Raw genomic sequence first — 19,228 nt, forward strand, 5'->3', positions numbered from 1 at the left:
TAGGCTAGGCGCCGATTTGAAGATCTAGTGGCTCTAAATCAATAATCGGTAACAACGCATAGAAGCCAAGTAAACTCGCCCTTTGGGAGTGAGCCAGCGAACTCATTTCTGTGTCAAATAACGTTGAAAGGGGCTACCATTCCTACCGTTATTTTCCTTGACCTGAGCCCGCTGGCCTCACTCTGAATCCTGCATCTTGAGGTAGCTTGGGTATACTAGGCAATAAGCTGTTGATGAATACGCCCGCCATCGTGTAATTCCACGGTGGCCAAAGCGCCATTTATCAACGTCAGATTTGGCGGCACATGACCGATATCCAAATCAATCATCACGGGGATCCCTAAATCTGCAAGGTGCCTTTCCAATACCTCGTAGTAAGTCAGATCGTCCTCATTGTCTGAATCGACAACCGCGCACCTGCCCAGCAGTAACCCGTTAATGCAGGAAAAGACACCGCGAAACTTCATATTCAGTATCGTTCTGGCTAAATCGACCGGTGACATTTCAACATTTTCCAAAAATAGCACCAGCCCTTCAGGATACTGGCGCGACAAGCTATCAAGATCCAAATAGTCAGTACCGAACAGATGAAACAAAGTGTCCCAGCAACCGCCGATCAACCGGCCCTGAATGGCGTTCCCCTTTTCAGGCTTAACCAGCCATCTCCAATGAGTGGGGATCTCCGGCTGCAGCACCGCTTCTGGATCCTCAGCAATATTTGGCCATGACCGGGTGTGCTTGGCTGACGCGGATTGCGAAAAATGTTCACCATACGGCGTTGATAGACAAGCCAACGTACCAGCAGTCAGTAATTCTGTGGCATTGCTCGTTAAGTCCATCAGGTTTGAGCAATGTGCCGAAGCCCAACCTAACTTGCTGAATAGAACGGCCGTTATGGTACTCACATCTGAAAAACCCAACACCCACTTAGGCTTTGCCTTTGTCAGGGCATCAAAATCGAGCAGCGGCAACAGCTCCATCGCCAACTCTCCGCCCCATGGCGGAACTATGGCATCGATATCATCATTCAAGAGGAATGACATCAGTTCATCGGCACGCTGCTGGGCAGGTGCACTAACGTGTTTTTGCTGCCCTCTTAAACACTCGCCTTCAACGATGTTGAAGCCTTGCGATTTAAAATACGCCAGTACACATTGATACCTGGCTTCATGCTCTGTGGCGATTCCCGTAGAGAAAGCGGTTATCGCTATCGTACTGCCTCTCTTCAGTGGTTCTGGATATTTCATGCTTCGCTCACCTCTCGTTTCCAATAAGAACAATTAAGCATATGGAATCCAGGCGTTCAATAGAGAAAAGCAACAAAAACCTTATAATTTATTGGCATAGATAACAGCAAACGTAGTGCAATCGCGTATTACGGGGATATTTACTTTTCTGAAAAAAAACACTCCCGTTAAATTCGGTGAATTAAAAACGATAAAGCAACCCAGCATTTAACAGGCTGACAGAGGAATCATAAAAGTTAACATCGCTATCTTCATCGAACCATACCACCCCGGCATTAGCCAGCCATCCCTTCCAGCCGAACGGCTGGGCATAAAAGGCGGTGAAACTGACACCGAACCGGTCACCATCAGCTTTGGTATCAAAGACAGGGTTTTCCTCATTAAACTCGATAAAGCCGAAAGAAGCGTTAGTGACAAACCGCCAGCGATTATCCATCCTATAGATGTAATTCACGCTAAAAGACATACCGTCATAGGCCATGGCATTACCGTCACTGTCCTGCTCGAAATAGGCAACGGCCGGTGTCACGATATGTTTCATTCTGTCATACGAAACAGTGTACTGCGCAGTGAAACGGCTACTGTCGCCATTACGGTTCAATAAGGCTAGCTCAGCGTCCGATAATCCCAGAGATTCACCGCTGCGTTCCCTGTCGATATCAACTTCACGGGCGGAGTAGCGGAGCTCCAGCCCCGTACCATAAATGTTATCCCAGATCAGTCGATAGCCGTCACTGGTACGGTCGGTTTTAGAACGATCGCTACCGGTCAGAAACGGGTCTTCCCACACTTCTGTTGGAAGGGGCGTTTGCAGAAAGCTGGCGCCGATAATGCCAGCTTTTCCTATCTCCTGGCGAATACCGGCACGGGCGGAAAAATCAAACCGGATATAATCTTCCAACTGATTACCAAAGAAAATCTGAGTACGAGTATCGGCAAAGGTATAGGCAAGCTCCAAGCCAACGACAGGTATACCCACGGTTCTGGTATCAGCCGTCTGGTCAAGCGAATCAAGCGTCGCGTTACCAATGTTGGCACTGCCGAATTTTGCTAGCGAATTAGATTCAACACTAGTTACCCCGGCGCCAATATTCACAAAGCCACTGACTCCACTTTCTTTGGGGATAGGCTCTATAGCAAAAGCCGAAGGGCTCACCATAATGCCGAGAGCAAGCAGGCTAACGTATCGCATTGACAAATTCCTAGACAATTATTTGTTCAAAATTTAGGCGAGCGTTTCCCTTATGTAAAACCATTCGAATATTACTTTTGCGAAAATAATTAACTAAACAGGAAGCTCAAAGCTGCGAATCATCAACTCGGAGAGACCTGCTAAGCTTAAGCAGCTTTGCGACCCATTATGCTAACCTGATGAGCGAGTAGAGTAATATGAGCCAAGCCACATTATCCCAGAAGCTGCTATTCTTGGTGGTTGCAGTAATCACCGCCGCTTTTTCTATCTTTTCGGCTGTATTGATGACAGAGCCCGGACAAAGCCTGAACCTGCCACGCAGCTGGGTAGTGACCTACTTTCAATATCGATGGTTTTTCATCGGACTGAATGTTTTCTTACTCGCCTACCTTTGGTATTTACATGTCGTCCTTGAAGTCTGGTCCCGATTCTGGATGGGGTTGGCCAGTATTGGGGTGATTATCTGTATTATTGCCGCCAACTTTCTGCTTTCCGCATTTTTTCCGTCATATAATACGACGCCAATTACGTCTCGATCACCGAAGCCGATCAAATCTTAGATGACAACGATGTTATCTACGCTGTTGAAATCAACGGCGAGGTACGGGGCTACCCGCGTTCGCACCTTGAAGTGCCACATATTGCTGGCGATAACATTGGTGGCAAGGATGTCGTCATGACATTTTGCGCCCTCAGTAATCTGCCAGTCGTGATTGAACAGGACATAGGTTTTGGCCAGTCCGATTTAGGTATCCTGATCCAGACTCACAACAATCTGGTTATGGTTGATCGCAACTCCGGCGAGCTTATTCAGCAGATAACACGAGCGCCGGAGTTTTCCGAGGCCGAAGTTGTCTCCCACCCTAATACAATGACGACCTGGAAAAGCTTTAAAGAGCTATACCCACAAGCCACTGTATTTATTTATGAGTTCAACCGGGTGCTCGACTCCCTATTGCTTGCCTTATTTGAAGGCCCGATGGAGAAACAATTTAGCAATGAACATGGGGCGATTTTCCCGACGCTGGATATGAATGATGACCGTTTGCCGTCCAAAGAGCAGGTCTGGGGGTTTGATTTTGGCGATATTCAGGCTGCCTTTACCCGCACTTTTGCTCAAAATAATCCGATCTACCAATTTGAGCTAAACGGACACCCGCTAGTGCTGGTTTACGATGAGGCACACGACATCGTTAATCTTTTTGACGGGATTCTTAACGGTACAAAGGCCGAATTCGAATCTATTAATTTCCGAGGCGAAACGGATAACGGAAAACTCAGCCAACTGCCTCTGCATAATGGGGTTTTCTGGATGGTATGGTCGCACTGGTACCCTGAAACTCAGGTGTTCAACTAAAATGCAAAAAGCTTTCTTGTTCTTATTATTGGCCGCATCTGCCAGCAGCCATGCTACGGCACCGGTTTTCAGCCGCCTGTTTGCTGCGGCTGACAGTGCCGAGACAGCTTATAATAACCCGGCTGGTATGACTCGGCTGCAGAGCAACGAACTATCACTGTCCGGGCACTTAATTAAATATCTAGGGGAGTTCGAGATTGATCAGAGTGTTACAACCGTCAGCGGCGGCGCACCTGATAGCGGCGATCCTATCCTTATTCCGGCGATGTACTATGTCCGCGTTATCAATGATGACTGGCGGGCGGGCTTTTCCCTGACGATCCCTACCGGTTTTGGCTCCAGCAGCGACGGAGACTGGGCCGGGCGCTATTACAGTACGGAATCCAGCCTCATACTCGTTAGCGCAAACCCCAGCGTTGCCTATAAGGTAAATGACAGGCTGTCACTCGGTGCCGGGTTAGGCTTCAATTACACAACTTCGGAGATCTCAACGGCTGTTGCGAATAGCGATCCCAACTTATCTGACGGTACGTTAGACGTCGAATCCGATGGACTTGGCATCGCAGTCGTTGTCAGTAGCCTCATAGAACTCTCACCAAGCACCCGAATAGGTATTAACTATCGCAGTGAGTCTGAAGCCAGTACCGATCCCGATATCGATATTAAGGGCACAGGTATCGCACCGGAAGAGCTAGAAAAGCTAAAAGCAGCCATCAGCAGCCTTGAGATCGCCAGCAAGGTCCCACAGCAGTTTCAGTTCGGTATTTATCACCAACTCGACAACCAATGGGAGCTTACCTTTGATGCCGTGTGGATCGACTTCTCCGAATTTGGCGTGACAGAAATCAGTATTGTTGGCAATGACATTGATGCGCCTGATGATCTTTACGAAGACTTCTGGGCCTTCTCTGCCGGCCTGGCTTTTCCTATCTCACCAACACTGACCGGCAGGGTCGGCGCGTTGTACGCCCAACAGGCCATATCAGATGAAAACCGAAGCTTTTCTTTTGCCCTTGACCGCATTTACGGCATCGGCGCAGGCATTCAGCATCAGCGCAGCAACGGCGATAAAGTTGATGTGAACCTCAACCTGTTCGATAGCGGCAGCGCGCCTATCGATACCGGCGACGATCCAGTCCGAGGCCGCATCGCCGGTGAGTATAAAGACCACTATGCGCTGGGGTTAGAGTTCACTTATCACTGGAAATAATCGCCCCAGACAGAACACCAACTAAAAAGCCAAAGAAAGAGTAACGGTCAACCGTTGGCGCGTCATGCTTCACGATTCCTTAACTGCTTTTGATACATAACCTGATTATTCACCACTGGAATAATTTGCAGCCAAGTCACAACTACAAGTGCAACCAGTTGCAAATAAGCTACACTCACCCAAGCCATTTGGAAGCGTCCAACAAACTTTACTAGCTTGATAGATAAAGTTGCGCGCGCTTCATATTCGGCAACTTTTTATGCACCTCTCATTACAAAATATATCGATGCCCTGAGTCGAACCACTCAGCGAGCACCGGGTTGGTCAGGTTGATACACATAAAAAGGACAAATAATGAATAACTCACTCATGGTTGGCTACCTTCAGAGCTGGTCTTCTAATGTCACTTTTACTCAGGCAGCCGAGCGTGGCTACAATGCAATTGTATTAGCATTCGGAGAAATAGACGGTTCGACCGTCAATATTTACGATGGTTTTTTTGCAGCTGCACACACGCCGGAACTACTCAAACAAGACATCAGCAATGCCAAGGAAAAAGGCGCAAAACAAATTCTGTTATCAGTCGGCGGCGCCAATAATACCTATAACCCGGGAGGGGTCCCCGTCAGCGAGCTGGCAGGCAATATCGTCTGCTTCCTCAATGAATATGGCTTCACCGGGATCGACTTCGATCTTGAAATAGAAGGCGACGGCGCTTACCTCGACGAATTATGCCAGGCGCTTAAAAGTATTGAGCCCGCATTGATCATTACCGCTGCCCCGCAGCTTAACCAGGGCGCACACGAAACGGATCTTATTCTGGTTTCAAGCGGCAATTGCCGTATGTATGATCAGGCCGTCAACAATCACCGCTTCGACTACCTGTTTATTCAGGCTTATAACAACCCTTGGCCCATTATAAACAATACCCAGGAAACGGATGTCGAATTTATCTCCAACAGCTTTATTAACCTGACAACTACGATCCCTAACAGTACCAAGATAGTGATCGGAGAGCCGGCAGACAGGCAAGCCGCAGGCACCAGTATCTTTACCGTTGCGGACGTCCCTGACAATATCTACCAGCTTATTCACGACCAATACGAAACAAACTATTCCAACCCGCAATTTGGCGGTGCCATGGTATGGAGCATTAACCTGGATGCCCAAAATGGCTACCAGTTTGTTAATGCCCTGAAAGGACTATTAGATTCATAGCGAATTGATAAAAAGCCCTCACAAACTATCGAAAAACCAAGCCATAATAGCCATCAGGATAGGACAGTCCTATCCTGATTCTCAGTTTATTCCACTAATAATCAAACCATCCGTACATCACCTAGTGTCAGTGATGTACGGATGGTTAGCAAAAGCTCTTGTGACATTCGTCATTCCAAGCAGCGGGAGTTACTCATCGACGACTTCATGCAGATAGCCAGTGTCGCCGATCAGCTCGCAGGTTACGATGCAACGCAATGATTCATATTGCCCAGCATGGCTTCGACCGCAATGTGATCGAAACCAAAGACCTATCCCAATTCTGATCTATCGGTATGTCTAATTCCTAACGATTTGACATACTTTTTTACATTAAAAACACCGTTCAATTCATACAGGATGCATTCAGAAAACGATTGCTAATCTTAGCCCCATACCAGAACAACACTAACTCAGTTTATAAAAGGGCATGGCAATGAACACTTTCGTACAAACCTCAATCGCTTCCGTCTTAGGCCTGACACTACTTACTGGCTGTGTTAACCCCGGTGAAGATGATCCCAATGCGTCGACCAAACAAGGGGCTGCTGGCGGCGCTTTATTGGGACTGACGCTTGGTGCATTAACAGGTGATGCTGAGCTTGCTATGAAAGGGGCCGTGGCCGGCGGTGTGGCTGGTGGCGTAGCTGGTGCTACCAACGATATCCAAAACAACCGTGAAAATATCCGTCACGACAGCCGCAATGATTCACTGTCTCAGATTGGCAATGGCGGCAGTGCCTCAAGTGCGCCGACGCAAAACTGGGAGCAGCTGGATAATTTTACCGGTGACTGGAATGTCAGCATCTGGAGCGGCGCAACAGAGCAGCCTGTAACGGCGACCGCCAAAGCAACCGGTTCATTGGCAAAAACCACCGAAGCCCAGATCCAAATTCAGGATCTTGCTATCGACAGCAATAAACAGCCTCTTCAATTAACAGCGAATTTTGCCTACACCCCAGAAGCAGGATACACGCTATCGGTTAACAGCAATATCAACAATATTCCGGTCCAGTTTGCCGGTGAACATCAACCAAGCATGAACCGCTATAACTACTATCCGACCTCAAATGATGTCAGTGTCATCCAAGGTGTCGACTCGTCAACTATCCGCCTTGAACTGGCCTTTGCTGGCCAAAATGTCTGGATGATTGATACCTATGTCCAGGTAAACGGCAAAGAAGAAAAAATCCAGACTTACCGATTCACCAAGTCATAACTCGTTACACTCTCCAGTAACACTTCTTGCGTTATATCGCCTTAGGCTCAGGGCGATATAACGCTTTTTTTCTTAGCAGCCGATGTAACATTAATAATGGAGCCCCCCGTTATCGAAAACTCATCTCTTTCACTACACCTTGGTAGTCAGCAAGAGTGGAATATTTAAACCCTTAACAAAAATGAAAGCAAATCATTACAAACAGCCACCACCTTCACAATGATTCGCCGCAAGTATATTTGTTTACAATGTGTTCGAATTATAAATTTCCGCAGTAATACTTAATACTCAGCATCTTAGATGATGCTATTTTTATGCATCTTTTTAGTGCTGACCTCTCAAACCAGAAACAAACCATTTACACCAATGGTTACAGAGTTGTACTAAGTTTGATACTATGCGTTACTCTTTTAGGTGGTAGATAAAGATCTGATGAATTTCAGCAGCAGGACACGTCAAAGCACAAGATGGGTAATTAGCCTTACCATCTTGGCTATTCTGCTGAGTAATTTTCTCTCTTCGGTTGTCATACTAAACCCGTCCCAATATCAGGGAAGTGGAAACTGGCTAACCGGCGAGAAAGTGCTGATCTGTACCAGCGAAGGGCTAAAGTGGATTAGCGTTGATTCACTACATCAACAAAATTCGGCTTTGTCGCAGCAACATGCTAGCCAGGGTGAACATGGTGATATCAAGTTTCACTGCCCTATCCTAAAACACCACCAGGCAACCGGCACTTTTCTTACCGGAGTTCTTTTTTTCCTACTTGCCGTTCTTTCACTGCATCAGAAATTCCGGCTGAACAACCGCAAATCGTTCTCACAGCGTATTTACTTCTCATACGCCCCCAAACATTCTCCGCCCAGTTTTGGCTCGCTCAATTAGCACACGGCAATTAAAGCCGTTAATTATCGAGGATTTGCTTGCCGATCTGCTTTAGGCAAGCAAGAGAAAAAAGGATGTCCGATGGCAAATTACTCAAAACAATGCCTCGACATAATAATGATTACGGAGAAAGTCATGAAAAAAATCATCAACATCATTTTGGGTAGCGCATTACTATTAAGCTGCTTTGCCAATGCACACGACTACAAAGGCGGCAACCTGCATATTGATCATCCTTGGTCGAAGCAGGTTCCACCAACGTCAGCCGTGGCTGCCGCTTTTTTTAATATCATGAACCATGGTGATGAAGGCGATACCCTGCTTCGTGCCGAGTCACCTATTGCAGGCAAGACAGAACTTCACGCTCATATCCATGAAGACGGCATGATGAAAATGCGTGAAGTCGAAAAAATTGATATCCCAGCCAATGGTTCGCGTACCCTAAAGCCAGGCAGCTATCACATTATGTTCTTCGATCTGCAAAAAGTACCGGCACTCGGCGATCGCTTCCCGCTGACGCTTCACTTTGCAAAAGCAGGGACCATTGAAGTCGATGTGGCCGTCGAAGAGGCAACATATAAGCCATCCGGTCAACAAAAAGATGAAATGAAAAGCGCACATGCCCATCACTAATCAAAATGATTTCTAGAGATTAGTCATCAAAAAACCGCTTGAGATTCCAAGCGGTTTTTTTGTACATCATTATTTTCTCAACAATGCTGGCTCTATAGTGCTCTGTTACCGGCCCCTGCATTCCCTCCTGGTATACCAAAATATAGAAAAATACCCCTTAAACTTAAGAGTGCATTTATCACAATGATTTCATTGAATTTTATTGCTTATCCCTTTTGGTGGATGTAAATTTCCGCTCGCAACACAACAATTGATAATACGAACTATTACATTAAAGGTAATTATGAGAAAAGCAGTAAAAGCACCATTACTGATTATCAGTTCGGTGCTGCTATCGGCAGCTCCAGTCAATGCAGATGAGCTAAACACAGTGGTCGAACAGACTATCATTGACGATATCCGCCTTGAGGGATACAGCAAAAAAAGCTACCAGGTCGTTCTTGAGAATAATGACCAGCTTTACCACCAGCCCTATGCCTTCCGTGGCAGCAAAATCCAAATGAAACTCCGGGTGGAATTGTTCCACAATGAAAACAACGGCAAAAAAGCAGCCCGGGTGATCACTTTAGGCAATGGCTTCGTTCCGGGCAAATCGGGCGTAAGACAGACTTATGATTCCCCGTTGCGGGCAAGATTTACCCAAACCTATCCGGTTAATTTCAGTTACGGCATTTATCAGGCAGGTGGCACCCCAATCTTTGGCGATGACTATTCGCCCCAAAATGAGACGGCTGATGTTTCGGTATCCAGCACCACGGTATCACCAACCATTGGCTTAAGTGTAAGTGGTTCGTCGGGTGAGAGCGGGTTTACACCGAGTGTCGGGCTTAATATCTCCAGCCAGCTTGGTGTGGCTTACACAACCCGGTTCTCCAGCAAAGATTACGTTACCTCAGTAGTTCCGAGAGTCGGAGGACAACGTGGTACGGGTGTAAATTGGACAACCTCACTGAGCCAGCTTTATACCCATGATTATCAGTATTACGGTAAATGGGCTGGTGTCTACCACTACACGGATTGCTATAACGAGAACTTAATCCCAGAGGAAAACTTCCCGCGCTTAATTTATGCTTATAAGCCGAAATTTCAGTTCGTATTCACCCCTGAAGAACTTAGCGATAACGACGGCCGTACAGAAATGGTTGTCCGTGCCGGCATGAAAGAAGTGGAAGAAGGATTCACCCGCGGGGCATGTACCTGGAGCGATTACGGCACCAAAACTCAACACACCGAGGCACAAGTCCGTTTCGTGATCGACTGGGACAAACTGACAGTCGGAACACTCTAACTATTATTCTGGACACGACTGGCCATGTGCTAGTCGTGTCATCACTAAACTTGGGTTATTGGAAAGCAGTTATAAGTTCTTGATCTCTTCTTTCAGCTGATACCCTTTATCCGTCACTATTTTCTCAAGCACATCAACGCGTTGTTGCAATGTCCGCAATTCATGGCGCAACTGCTGAACCTCACTGCTATTGCCTTCACTTTCGAGCTTTTTCATCTCAGTTCTATGTTTGAAATAACGCTGTAACCCTATAGAGGCAAAAACAATCGCCACTATTGCAACACCGGTAAATTCCATTTCATTGTCCTCTGGTAGTTTTCTGATTACATCAATGACTAGCAAACTTTACACCAAGATGATGGTAAATAAAATCAAACACTTACAGTGATTATTGCCACCTGTATTTATCAGTTAGCGAAGCCTGCCAACTAACCTTACGAATATCGCCAAGGTTAAGCTTTTCTGACTAACACATAGAAACTGCCTCCAATAAGCAATTGTGACTGGTAAAATGAATTATTCTCTTCAGCGTTAGGGCAAAAATGAATACTTGGAAACAGGCCCCTTTGGATCCCACCGTCGCTCAGTTTGTAGAGTGCTATTGGTTACTCGAGATCAACTATGGCGATAATGAAAGGCCGTCCCCCTTGCTGATCCCAAACCCAAGTTGCCACTTGGTAATAACGCCTCCAAAGACTATTCATCGTTATCAATACACAGATAAAGATGGAAGCAACCTGGTTCAGCGAACTGGTTCGCACATCATCATGCCTCCGACACGGGCTCTGACACTGCTAGATGATAAGCAGGTTCTGAGGCTCGGGGTAAAATTCCTCCCCGGTGCGCAGTACCAGCTATTTGGCCTAGAAGGCAAAGCAACGGTCAACCAGACATTTGATGATTTACCTGCCATCCATCCATTGCTGCAATCAAACGAACTCGAATCACTATTACAGTTTAAAACAGAACAACATCGAGTCATTGAAGCATTAGATGACTATTTTACCGCTATCATCAGGCAGACAAGCAAAGATCGCCACAGTTTGCTGACCATCCAGGCTTTGCAGATCTTGGCGCAACAACCAGCACTGGGTATCGAACATACGTTAGGGTGTTCAAGAAAAACGCTGGAGCGGTCATTTGCCAAAGTAACCGGGCTCACGCCCAAACAATACGAGCTGATGGTGCGGCTCGACAAATTACTGCTTTTTATTTACCAGCAACCCGAAGGCCAGCTTGATTGGGCCAGTATCGCCACACAGTTTGGCTTCAGCGATCAGCCACATCTGATCCGAATGCTCAAGAAAACAATCGGGGCAACACCCGGTGGATACCTCAATGCTAGGAACTTAATCATCGATATCTATGGTGACTTCGAATCGTCTTAAAATTGTCGTTTTTGTTCAATCTTTGCTATCGGGCCGACGCTAAGATACTGCAATCAACAGCGAAGAAGCTATTCAGGTATGCTTAGGAAAGAAAGGCAAAAGACAAGCATGAAAAATACAGAAAAATACCAATCACTGAAGCATGGCCATTCATGCCTGCTGAACGAAGCATTATCGATTCGGCTGATTCAGCAGAGTGATTTTGACGATATCGTTACAATGCTAGAAAACCCAACTGTCAACCAGTACCTGTTTTTTGCTCCGTCTCCGGTTGAAGTCTACGAGGCCTTTTTCACACCGATTATTGAAAATACCCAGCAAGCCATCGCAAACAATGAATGGCCGGACAGCCCAACATTTGTAATCCGGGACACCGAAGGGACTTACATGGGGATGCTCGGTATTACACCGGTAATGATGCTAACGGGCAATTACGAAGTCGGCCACCAGTTGCCGGAACACGCATGGGGACAAGGTATCGGCACGCTTGGCTGTCAGTTTGCAACGACACTGGCTTTTGAACAGCTCAGAGCACATAAAGTCTGCGCAGACTGCTACGCCGGTAACATTGGCTCGGCACGGGTACTTGAAAAAACAGGGTTCGTTCTGGAAGGGCGCCAGCAAGACTACTACCGCCTCGAGAACGGGTTTGACGACCGCCTGTGGTTTGGCATGACCCTTGATCAATTTAAAGCACAATACCCAAAACAACACCAAGGTTAATTCATCGATAGAAGCTTCACTATTGCCATAAGCAGCATTTTGAAATATTGATTGCTGCTTCTGGTTGCGCCACACTACCCCGAGTTTCTCACTCTGTTAGGCAATCTTGTTATGCGTCTCGACGATCTCAAACTCTTCACATCCGTCGTTCAGCTCGGTAGCTTTAGCGCCGCGGCAAACGCGCTGGATCTTCCCCGAGCCAATGTAAGCAGGCGGATCGGCGAGCTTGAGAAACACCTTAATGCCCAGTTGTTTTTCCGTACCACCCGCAAGCTGCGCCTTACCCAGCATGGCGAGGTTTACTACCAGGAACTGCTGAAAGTGGTTGAAGGGATCGAACGAGCCCAGGAAGCCATCGACAAACTGGACGACAGGCCTGTCGGCAAAGTCAAAATAGGGATCCTGCCCGACAGTGACGAAGCCATCCAGCCGATCCTGGCCGCCTTCCAGCAACAATACCCTGAGATTGAGCTGGATGTACGATTCAGCAGCAATAGCTACCATGACATCTATGAACAAGGACTAGATTTGGCCTTTCATATCGGGCAGCTTCAGGACTCAAGCTACATTGCTCGCCGAATCACCGCCCTCAGCCGATTTCTGCTCGCCAGCCCAGGTTATATCGAGCAGCATGGTATGCCGGAGAGTGTTGATGATATCGCCAACCATCGCTGTATCTGTTATCGCTGGCCAGACGGCAGCCTTGAAGATAGCTGGCATTTTACCGATAGCAACATCAAGGTATTTCCTAAACTCAGCAGTAACAGCACCAACTTTATCCGGCGCTCTATGATTGCCGGGCAGGGGCTTGGTTTTTTACCCTTACTACTGGCTGTCAGCGCATTGGAAAGCGGTGAGCTTGTTCAGGTATTGCCTGACTATCAATCTAAAAATGAAGAGCTGTGGTTGCTCTACCCGGACCGTCACGGCGTTAGCCGGGCTACTCGATTGCTCATCGATCACTTGCTTACCGAGATCCCCAAGATCCTCTAGCTTTGTCACAGGTATTAACCTAATGCCAACCTGACATCTGCGGCGAGACGCAAAGAAGTCGACTTATTGTCACGTTTTTCGTGACAGTATTTCGCACGCTTGCATGCATATCGCTAGCACACTAATCCCTACAATGGCTCCCAAATGACAGTGGGAGTCAATCATGAAACATTCATCACTCTTTCTTCTGGCCCCGTTAGCCGCTCTGGTGCTAACCGGTTGTACAGAAGCCCCGGCCAAGCTGGCCGACAAATCCCCTCGCCCGGTGCAGGTTATCGAGCTGGGAGCAAACAGCCAACAGGGTATTAAACGCTTCTCCGGTGTACTCGAAGCCGTCGACAGCGCCAATCTGTCGTTCAAGGTTCCCGGCACTATTGAACAAGTACTTGTCAGTACCGGTGACACGGTAACGAAAGGACAAGTTATCGCCCGGCTAGATCCCCATGACTATCAGGTAACGGTCATGGAACTGGAAGCTCGACTGGAAGAGGCCAAGGCCGCACAGGCATTGGCAGCCATTGAGCTCAAACGGGTTAAACAGGCTACAGGCGATAACGCAATCGCCGCGGTCAACCTTGACCGGGCGATGAGCGGGTACAAGCGCAGTAACGCAATGGTAAAAGTAGTGCAGCAAAACCTGCAAAAAGCCAAAGATGCCCTGAGCTATACCGAGCTAAAGGCTCCTTTCAACGGAGTTATCGGCAAGCGGTTCAACGAGCAGTTCGAACAGGCCGCCCCTGGTCTTCCGATGTTCACGCTACATCAACCTGAACAACTGCAGGCTGTGATTGATGTCCCGGAAAGCCTTGCCTCGCAGATCAGCCATGCCACCACAGCCACTGTGGGCTGGTATGGCGCAGAGCAGACGATACCCGCCCGGTTAACAGAAGCCAGTACCTTACCGGATCCGATCAAGCAAACCTACACCCTCACCTATTCACTGGAAAGCGCAGATATCAGTATGCTGCCGGGTAAAGCTGTAGAGCTGAACATTAGCTATGCGCAAGAGAAGAACAGCTACTGTGTGCCTTATTCTGCCGTTATCAATACCGATGACGGTACCGGCGTATTTGTGGTGAAAAATGGTAAGGCAGTCCTCAATCCAGTCGATATCCAGTCTGCTCAACGCAACAAGGCCTGTCTTTCCGGCAATCTTCAGTCCGGAGACAAATTAGTCATCGCTGGCGCCCATTACCTCAAACCCAACCAGCCTGTCGGCGCGACCCAAGTCGTTTCTGCAGTCCAATAGAGGTAATGCCAATGAATCTAGCCGAATTTGCTATTAAGCAACGAACCTTTGTCTCGTTCTTCTGTGTGCTGTGCATCATTGCCGGCACCCTCTCCTACTTCAAGCTGGGTAAGCTTGAAGATCCGTCGTTTACGGTCAAAAGTGCCGTCATTGTTACCTTGTACCCGGGGGCATCGGCCGCCGAAGTCGAAGAGCAGGTAACCGACAAAATTGAAACCAAGCTGCAGGAAATGGGGTCGCTGTGGAAACTGCGTTCGCTCTCCCGCCCGGGCAGCTCGATGATTTTCGTCGACCTGCAGGAAGCCACCAGCTCTAAAGCGCTTCCCCAGCAATGGGATTTGCTGCGCCGCAAAGTGGCTGATAGCAAGCTAACCCTACCGGCGACAGCCCAGATCAGCATAGTTCAAGATGAGTTTTCTGAAGTCTACGGCATGCTGTTTGCCGTCTCCGGTGACGGTGTCGAACCCAGCCAGCTGCGCCTGTACGCCAAAGAACTGCAACGACGCCTGAAAACCGTTGAAGGGATCAAAAAAATCGAACTGCATGGCGTGCGCAATCAGGTCGTCAACATTGATTTGCCGGATGAGCGACTGGCCGAGTACGGTCTTTCCTCTGCGCAGGTACTCAACCAGCTGGCCAGCCAAAACATGATCTATGATGCCGGTAGCTTCAAAGCCGGTATCGAACGGATCCGTATCGATCAGGGCAGCGAATTTACGTCGCTGGATGATATTCGCAACCTAACCATCAAAGGTGGCATCGGCGAGCTTGGCAGCGGCCTTATCCGCCTGGGCGATATCGCCAAAATTTCAATGGGCTACCAAACTCCGGCACTCTCTGAAAGCCGTTTCAACGGACTGGATGCCATTACTCTGGCAGTTAGCCCGGTTAATGGCATCAACGTTGTATCTCTGGGTGACTCGCTAAACGCGATTATCGCCGACTACCAGCAAGAGTTGCCTATCGGCGTCGACATCAACACCATTGCCTTTCAGCCGGAGGAAGTCGAGAAATCAATCAACAACTTCGTCACCAACCTGCTCGAAAGTGTCGCAATTGTAGTCGTGATCCTGTGGTTGTTCATGGGATTCAAGAGTGCACTGATCGTCGGTAGCAGCCTGCTGCTGACCATTCTGCTAACCCTGATCTACATGAAGCTCACCACTATCGATCTCCAGCGGGTTTCACTGGGTACCTTTATTCTTGCACTGGGTATGTTGGTCGATAACGCTATCGTGGTGACCGACATGATCATTGCCAAGCTGAATAAAGGGGTTGAACGTCTTAAAGCCTGCCGGGAAACCATTCAGGAAACGGCCATTCCGCTGCTGGGGGCAACCGTAATCGCTATCATGGGTGCGACCCCGGTATTGTTCTCGCAGACAGACTCCGCCGAGTTTGCCGTCTCGGTATTCTGGGTCATGTGTTCATCACTGTTGCTTTCGTGGCTGGTCGCCATGACTGTCACCCCGTTAATGTGCTGGCTTTGGATCAAACCGAAACCATCAAACGCTGATACTAATACAGACGCCAAACCATCCCTCTACTACCGAGCGGTAAGCTTTACAGTAAGCAGCCCGCTCAAGACCCTTACGCTTCTGATACCGTTGCTGGCCATCACGGCCTTTGTTGTGCCCCAAATATCGGTGAACTTCATGCCAAGCTCAGATCGGGCTATGGTCTTCCTTGACTACTGGCTACCAAACGGTGCCCAGATTGAGCAAACCTCCAAGGACATGAAGAAAATTGAAAAGTGGCTACTGACTCAACCAGAGGTCTCGAACATCTCGACCTTTGTCGGTGCCAGCGCCCCGCGCTTCTCGGTGACCGTCGAGCCGGAACCTTTTGATGCAAGCTACGGACAAATTCTGATCAACACCCGGGACTATGACTCAATTGTCGATCTGGTCGAACGTGGTGACCAATGGCTGAAGGCTGAGTTTCCGCATGCCGAACCACGCTTCCGTCCGTTGAAGCTGGCCACCAAGGATAAGTACAGTATCGAGGCTCGCTTCATCGGACCGGATCCTGATGTCCTGCACCAGCTATCACAGCAAGCGCAGACGGTACTGGCTGCTAACCCGCATACCAAGTACATCCGTGATGACTGGCGTCAGCAAAGTAAGGTTCTGGTTCCTGTTATGAATCAGGAGCAGGCCCGCCGTGCCGGTATCAACCGTACCGATGTTGCCCTGGCAATCAAGCGCGCTACCGATGGCGTCACGCTAAGCCAACTTCATCAGGGTGATGAGCTGATACCGATTAAACTGCGCAGCGCTGCTGCAGATATTGATTCTCTGGAGACCCTGCCAGTGCGCTCCTTGCTTGGCCTGCACAGCGTACCACTCGGTCAGGTTGTTGACGGTTTTGAGCTAAAAACAGAAGAAAGCATGATCTGGCGTCGAAATCGCCTACCTGCGATTACGGTTCAGGCCGATGTCCATGGTGAAACGGCCTCGGAAGTACGTCTGCAGGTTGCCGAAGCCATCGAAGCCATCGAACTGCCATATGGTTACCAGTTCGAATGGGGCGGCGAATACTATGACGAACATCGCTCGGTGGTCGACACCTTCATGCAGCTACCGAAAGCTGTACTGATCATGGTGATCATACTGGTTGCCCTGTTCAACGGGTTCAAGCAGCCGATCATTATTATGACAACCGTTCCGTTGGCGGCTACCGGCGCCAGTTGGTTCCTGCTGCTGGTCGACAAACCGTTCGGCTTCATGGCTCTGATCGGCGCTATTGCCCTGTCAGGCATGATCATCAAAAACGGTATCGTGCTGATGGATCAGATAGAGCTGGAACGGTCCAACGGCCGACCGCTGGAGGAAGCGATCACCCAGGCCACCCTTAACCGCACCATGGCCATTTCAATGGGGGCATTGACCACGGCACTGGGGATGATCCCGCTGCTTTCCGATCGTTTGTTTGACCAAATGGCAGCCACCATCATCGGCGGCCTTGCAGCAGCCACCGTGTTGTCATTGTTTGTCATGCCGGCACTGTATCGCCTGTTCTACCGTTCCGAGTCAACCCAACACATTAAGGAGCTAAGCAATGAAACTGCATAAACTCTCCCTCATCGCTGCTGCTCTTGTACTTTCAGGCTGTGCCACCGGGCCGGACTACCAGCAGCCGGAGCAAACACTCGATACTGAGTACCTTTTTCAGCAAACGGCAGGCACCAGCCAGCAGGCTATATTGGCAAATACCAGTCCTTGGTGGTATCAGTTCAACGACACCATGCTGAACCAGCTGGTCGCCGATGCCCAGCATCAAAACATTCCGCTAAAAATCGCAGCCGAACGCATCAAGGCAGCTCAGGCTTACCAAAATGTGGTGGAGTCATTCAAGGTGCCGACAGTCAGCCTGGGAGCCGGATTCTCATCGCTAGGACTCAGTGAGAATGATCCTCTGCTCGGGCCGGTCGTTTCATCCAACAACCCGCTCGGCACTGCGCTGGTCGACTCCAACCAGGAAGCCTTCCATGCCGGTGCTACCATCGCCTGGGAGATGGATCTGTTCGGTCGCATAGACAAACAGGCCCAGGCTGCCGCGATCCGTAAAGAGCAGGCCGATATATTCCGCGAAGGGCTGACGACGATGATCACCTCAGACGTCATCCATAACTACCTGCAAATGCGCGGTGCTCAGGCACGAAAGGCGATTGCCACAGACATGGTTCGCGATCAGGAAGAAACACTAGTGCTGATCCAAAAGATGCTCAGAAGCGGCTACGGCTCCGAGCTGGATCTTGCCCGGGCCAAAGCCATGCTGGCTGCAACAAAGTCCGTGCTCCCCCAGTTGCAGACCGCCGAGAGTGTCCACCAGCAAAGGTTGGCTATCTTATTGGGCGAAACACCTGCAGGGATGAAGGCCCGTCTCAGCCAAAGCCAGCTGCTCTCAGCCTCTCAGCCAGTTCCTGAGCTTAGCGGGATCATTCCAACCGGCCTGCCTTCCGATTTGCTTCAGCGCAGACCTGATATTCGGATAGCCGAACGGGAAATGGCTGCAGTTAATGCCGAGCTCGGTGCAGCAATCGCCAACCAGTATCCAAAGTTCTACCTCACCGGCGCACCGGGCCTGCTTGCCAAGGATTTTGACGATCTGTTCAGCAGTGATTCGGCAACCTGGATAGCCAATATCGGCGTGAGCTGGAACCTGTTTGATGGCGGGCGCAGTGAGGCCCTTATCGATATTCAGGAAGCGCGCTTTAAAAGCAGCGCCCTGTCTTACCAACACGCCGTTAACGGGGCCATAGGCGAGGTGGAAACCCTGCTAAACGGCTATGGGAACAGCCAGCAGTATCAGACCTTGGTACTGGAATCTAAAACCGAAACGGATAAAGCCGTCAAGAAAGCCAAGTCGCTGTATGCTGCAGGGTTGGTTGACTACCTAACGGTACTGGATGCCCAACGCCAGCAGCATATTATGGCTGATCGGGTCATTGCAGCGAAACTGCAGACAGCCAATTTGGCTACCGGTCTTAACAAGGCGTTGGGAGGCGACTGGGAACTGCAGTAACTTCCAGCCACACCGCATTACTCCATACGGCCTTCAGCCGCTAACAACAGAAAGACTCCC

General features: G+C 49.1%; 17 protein-coding genes. 14 read left to right on the top strand and 3 right to left on the bottom strand.

Annotated features, from left to right (window positions below; all coding sequences use genetic code 11):
* Positions 1 to 215 precede the first annotated feature (215 nt).
* Positions 216 to 1,247 (bottom strand): S66 family peptidase, encoded by a 1,032-nt coding sequence (locus EIZ48_RS26085; protein ID WP_160658116.1) that lies wholly within the window; start codon positions 1,245 to 1,247, stop codon positions 216 to 218.
* Between the two features lie 181 nt (positions 1,248 to 1,428).
* Positions 1,429 to 2,439, bottom strand: a complete 1,011-nt coding sequence (locus tag EIZ48_RS26090) for a DUF2860 domain-containing protein (protein WP_160658118.1) — start codon at positions 2,437 to 2,439, stop codon at positions 1,429 to 1,431.
* A gap of 197 nt (positions 2,440 to 2,636) precedes the next feature.
* On the opposite strand from EIZ48_RS26090, the gene EIZ48_RS26095 reads away from it, so the two are divergent.
* The 8 genes from EIZ48_RS26095 to EIZ48_RS26130 all read left to right on the top strand — a co-directional run bounded on the left by EIZ48_RS26095 (position 2,637) and on the right by EIZ48_RS26130 (position 10,288).
* Positions 2,637 to 2,999, top strand: coding sequence for a hypothetical protein (locus EIZ48_RS26095; RefSeq protein WP_160658119.1), 363 nt, complete (start codon positions 2,637 to 2,639; stop codon positions 2,997 to 2,999).
* Between the two features lie 14 nt (positions 3,000 to 3,013).
* Positions 3,014 to 3,796, top strand: a complete 783-nt coding sequence (locus tag EIZ48_RS26100; RefSeq protein WP_338046949.1) for a DUF3179 domain-containing (seleno)protein — start codon at positions 3,014 to 3,016, stop codon at positions 3,794 to 3,796.
* A gap of 1 nt (position 3,797) precedes the next feature.
* Positions 3,798 to 5,006: an OmpP1/FadL family transporter gene (locus tag EIZ48_RS26105; protein ID WP_160658121.1), complete on the top strand. Its 1,209-nt coding sequence runs from the start codon at positions 3,798 to 3,800 to the stop codon at positions 5,004 to 5,006.
* 354 nt (positions 5,007 to 5,360) lie between these two features.
* Positions 5,361 to 6,224 (top strand): glycosyl hydrolase family 18 protein, encoded by an 864-nt coding sequence (locus EIZ48_RS26110; protein ID WP_160658122.1) that lies wholly within the window; start codon positions 5,361 to 5,363, stop codon positions 6,222 to 6,224.
* Positions 6,225 to 6,699: 475 nt separating this feature from the next.
* Entirely contained in the window at positions 6,700 to 7,482 is a 783-nt protein-coding gene (locus EIZ48_RS26115) for a YMGG-like glycine zipper-containing protein (RefSeq protein ID WP_160658124.1), read from the top strand.
* Between the two features lie 489 nt (positions 7,483 to 7,971).
* A complete protein-coding gene (locus EIZ48_RS26120) occupies positions 7,972 to 8,367 on the top strand; it encodes a hypothetical protein (protein ID WP_160658125.1) in 396 nt (131 codons plus the stop codon).
* A gap of 135 nt (positions 8,368 to 8,502) precedes the next feature.
* Positions 8,503 to 9,000: a copper chaperone PCu(A)C gene (locus EIZ48_RS26125; RefSeq protein ID WP_160658127.1), complete on the top strand. Its 498-nt coding sequence runs from the start codon at positions 8,503 to 8,505 to the stop codon at positions 8,998 to 9,000.
* A 283-nt stretch (positions 9,001 to 9,283) separates the two neighbouring features.
* On the top strand, positions 9,284 to 10,288 hold the full coding sequence (locus EIZ48_RS26130) for a hemolysin (RefSeq protein ID WP_160658128.1): 1,005 nt from the start codon (positions 9,284 to 9,286) through the stop codon (positions 10,286 to 10,288).
* 69 nt (positions 10,289 to 10,357) lie between these two features.
* On the opposite strand, the gene EIZ48_RS26135 is transcribed toward EIZ48_RS26130, so the two are convergent.
* Positions 10,358 to 10,585: a hypothetical protein gene (locus EIZ48_RS26135; RefSeq protein WP_160658130.1), complete on the bottom strand. Its 228-nt coding sequence runs from the start codon at positions 10,583 to 10,585 to the stop codon at positions 10,358 to 10,360.
* 245 nt (positions 10,586 to 10,830) lie between these two features.
* On the opposite strand from EIZ48_RS26135, the gene EIZ48_RS26140 reads away from it, so the two are divergent.
* From EIZ48_RS26140 to EIZ48_RS26165, 6 genes are all read left to right on the top strand, one after another.
* Entirely contained in the window at positions 10,831 to 11,676 is an 846-nt protein-coding gene (locus tag EIZ48_RS26140; protein ID WP_160658132.1) for an AraC family transcriptional regulator, read from the top strand.
* Positions 11,677 to 11,784: 108 nt separating this feature from the next.
* Positions 11,785 to 12,399, top strand: coding sequence for a GNAT family N-acetyltransferase (locus EIZ48_RS26145; protein WP_160658134.1), 615 nt, complete (start codon positions 11,785 to 11,787; stop codon positions 12,397 to 12,399).
* Between the two features lie 111 nt (positions 12,400 to 12,510).
* Positions 12,511 to 13,392 (top strand): LysR family transcriptional regulator, encoded by an 882-nt coding sequence (locus tag EIZ48_RS26150; protein ID WP_160658136.1) that lies wholly within the window; start codon positions 12,511 to 12,513, stop codon positions 13,390 to 13,392.
* 163 nt (positions 13,393 to 13,555) lie between these two features.
* Positions 13,556 to 14,641, top strand: coding sequence for an efflux RND transporter periplasmic adaptor subunit (locus tag EIZ48_RS26155; RefSeq protein ID WP_160658137.1), 1,086 nt, complete (start codon positions 13,556 to 13,558; stop codon positions 14,639 to 14,641).
* Positions 14,642 to 14,652: 11 nt separating this feature from the next.
* On the top strand, positions 14,653 to 17,715 hold the full coding sequence (locus EIZ48_RS26160) for an efflux RND transporter permease subunit (protein WP_160658139.1): 3,063 nt from the start codon (positions 14,653 to 14,655) through the stop codon (positions 17,713 to 17,715).
* Entirely contained in the window at positions 17,702 to 19,168 is a 1,467-nt protein-coding gene (locus EIZ48_RS26165; protein ID WP_160658141.1) for an efflux transporter outer membrane subunit, read from the top strand. Before EIZ48_RS26160 ends, EIZ48_RS26165 begins: the two co-directional genes overlap by 14 nt.
* Positions 19,169 to 19,228 lie beyond the last annotated feature (60 nt).

This window comes from Photobacterium alginatilyticum (assembly GCF_009910675.1).
GTDB classification, from domain to species: domain Bacteria; phylum Pseudomonadota; class Gammaproteobacteria; order Enterobacterales; family Vibrionaceae; genus Photobacterium; species Photobacterium alginatilyticum.

Excerpts from the sequence above, each read along its gene's own strand:
- EIZ48_RS26165 (WP_160658141.1), top strand. The coding sequence starts at position 17,702 with ATGAAACTGCATAAACTCTCCCTCATCGCTGCTGCTCTTGTACTTTCA.
- EIZ48_RS26160 (WP_160658139.1), top strand. The coding sequence starts at position 14,653 with ATGAATCTAGCCGAATTTGCTATTAAGCAACGAACCTTTGTCTCGTTC.
- EIZ48_RS26145 (WP_160658134.1), top strand. The coding sequence starts at position 11,785 with ATGAAAAATACAGAAAAATACCAATCACTGAAGCATGGCCATTCATGC.
- EIZ48_RS26115 (WP_160658124.1), top strand. The coding sequence starts at position 6,700 with ATGAACACTTTCGTACAAACCTCAATCGCTTCCGTCTTAGGCCTGACA.
- EIZ48_RS26110 (WP_160658122.1), top strand. The coding sequence starts at position 5,361 with ATGAATAACTCACTCATGGTTGGCTACCTTCAGAGCTGGTCTTCTAAT.
- EIZ48_RS26155 (WP_160658137.1), top strand. The coding sequence starts at position 13,556 with ATGAAACATTCATCACTCTTTCTTCTGGCCCCGTTAGCCGCTCTGGTG.
- EIZ48_RS26150 (WP_160658136.1), top strand. The coding sequence starts at position 12,511 with ATGCGTCTCGACGATCTCAAACTCTTCACATCCGTCGTTCAGCTCGGT.
- EIZ48_RS26090 (WP_160658118.1), bottom strand. The coding sequence starts at position 2,439 with ATGCGATACGTTAGCCTGCTTGCTCTCGGCATTATGGTGAGCCCTTCG.
- EIZ48_RS26105 (WP_160658121.1), top strand. The coding sequence starts at position 3,798 with ATGCAAAAAGCTTTCTTGTTCTTATTATTGGCCGCATCTGCCAGCAGC.
- EIZ48_RS26085 (WP_160658116.1), bottom strand. The coding sequence starts at position 1,247 with ATGAAATATCCAGAACCACTGAAGAGAGGCAGTACGATAGCGATAACC.
- EIZ48_RS26140 (WP_160658132.1), top strand. The coding sequence starts at position 10,831 with ATGAATACTTGGAAACAGGCCCCTTTGGATCCCACCGTCGCTCAGTTT.
- EIZ48_RS26125 (WP_160658127.1), top strand. The coding sequence starts at position 8,503 with ATGAAAAAAATCATCAACATCATTTTGGGTAGCGCATTACTATTAAGC.
- EIZ48_RS26130 (WP_160658128.1), top strand. The coding sequence starts at position 9,284 with ATGAGAAAAGCAGTAAAAGCACCATTACTGATTATCAGTTCGGTGCTG.
- EIZ48_RS26095 (WP_160658119.1), top strand. The coding sequence starts at position 2,637 with ATGAGCCAAGCCACATTATCCCAGAAGCTGCTATTCTTGGTGGTTGCA.
- EIZ48_RS26135 (WP_160658130.1), bottom strand. The coding sequence starts at position 10,585 with ATGGAATTTACCGGTGTTGCAATAGTGGCGATTGTTTTTGCCTCTATA.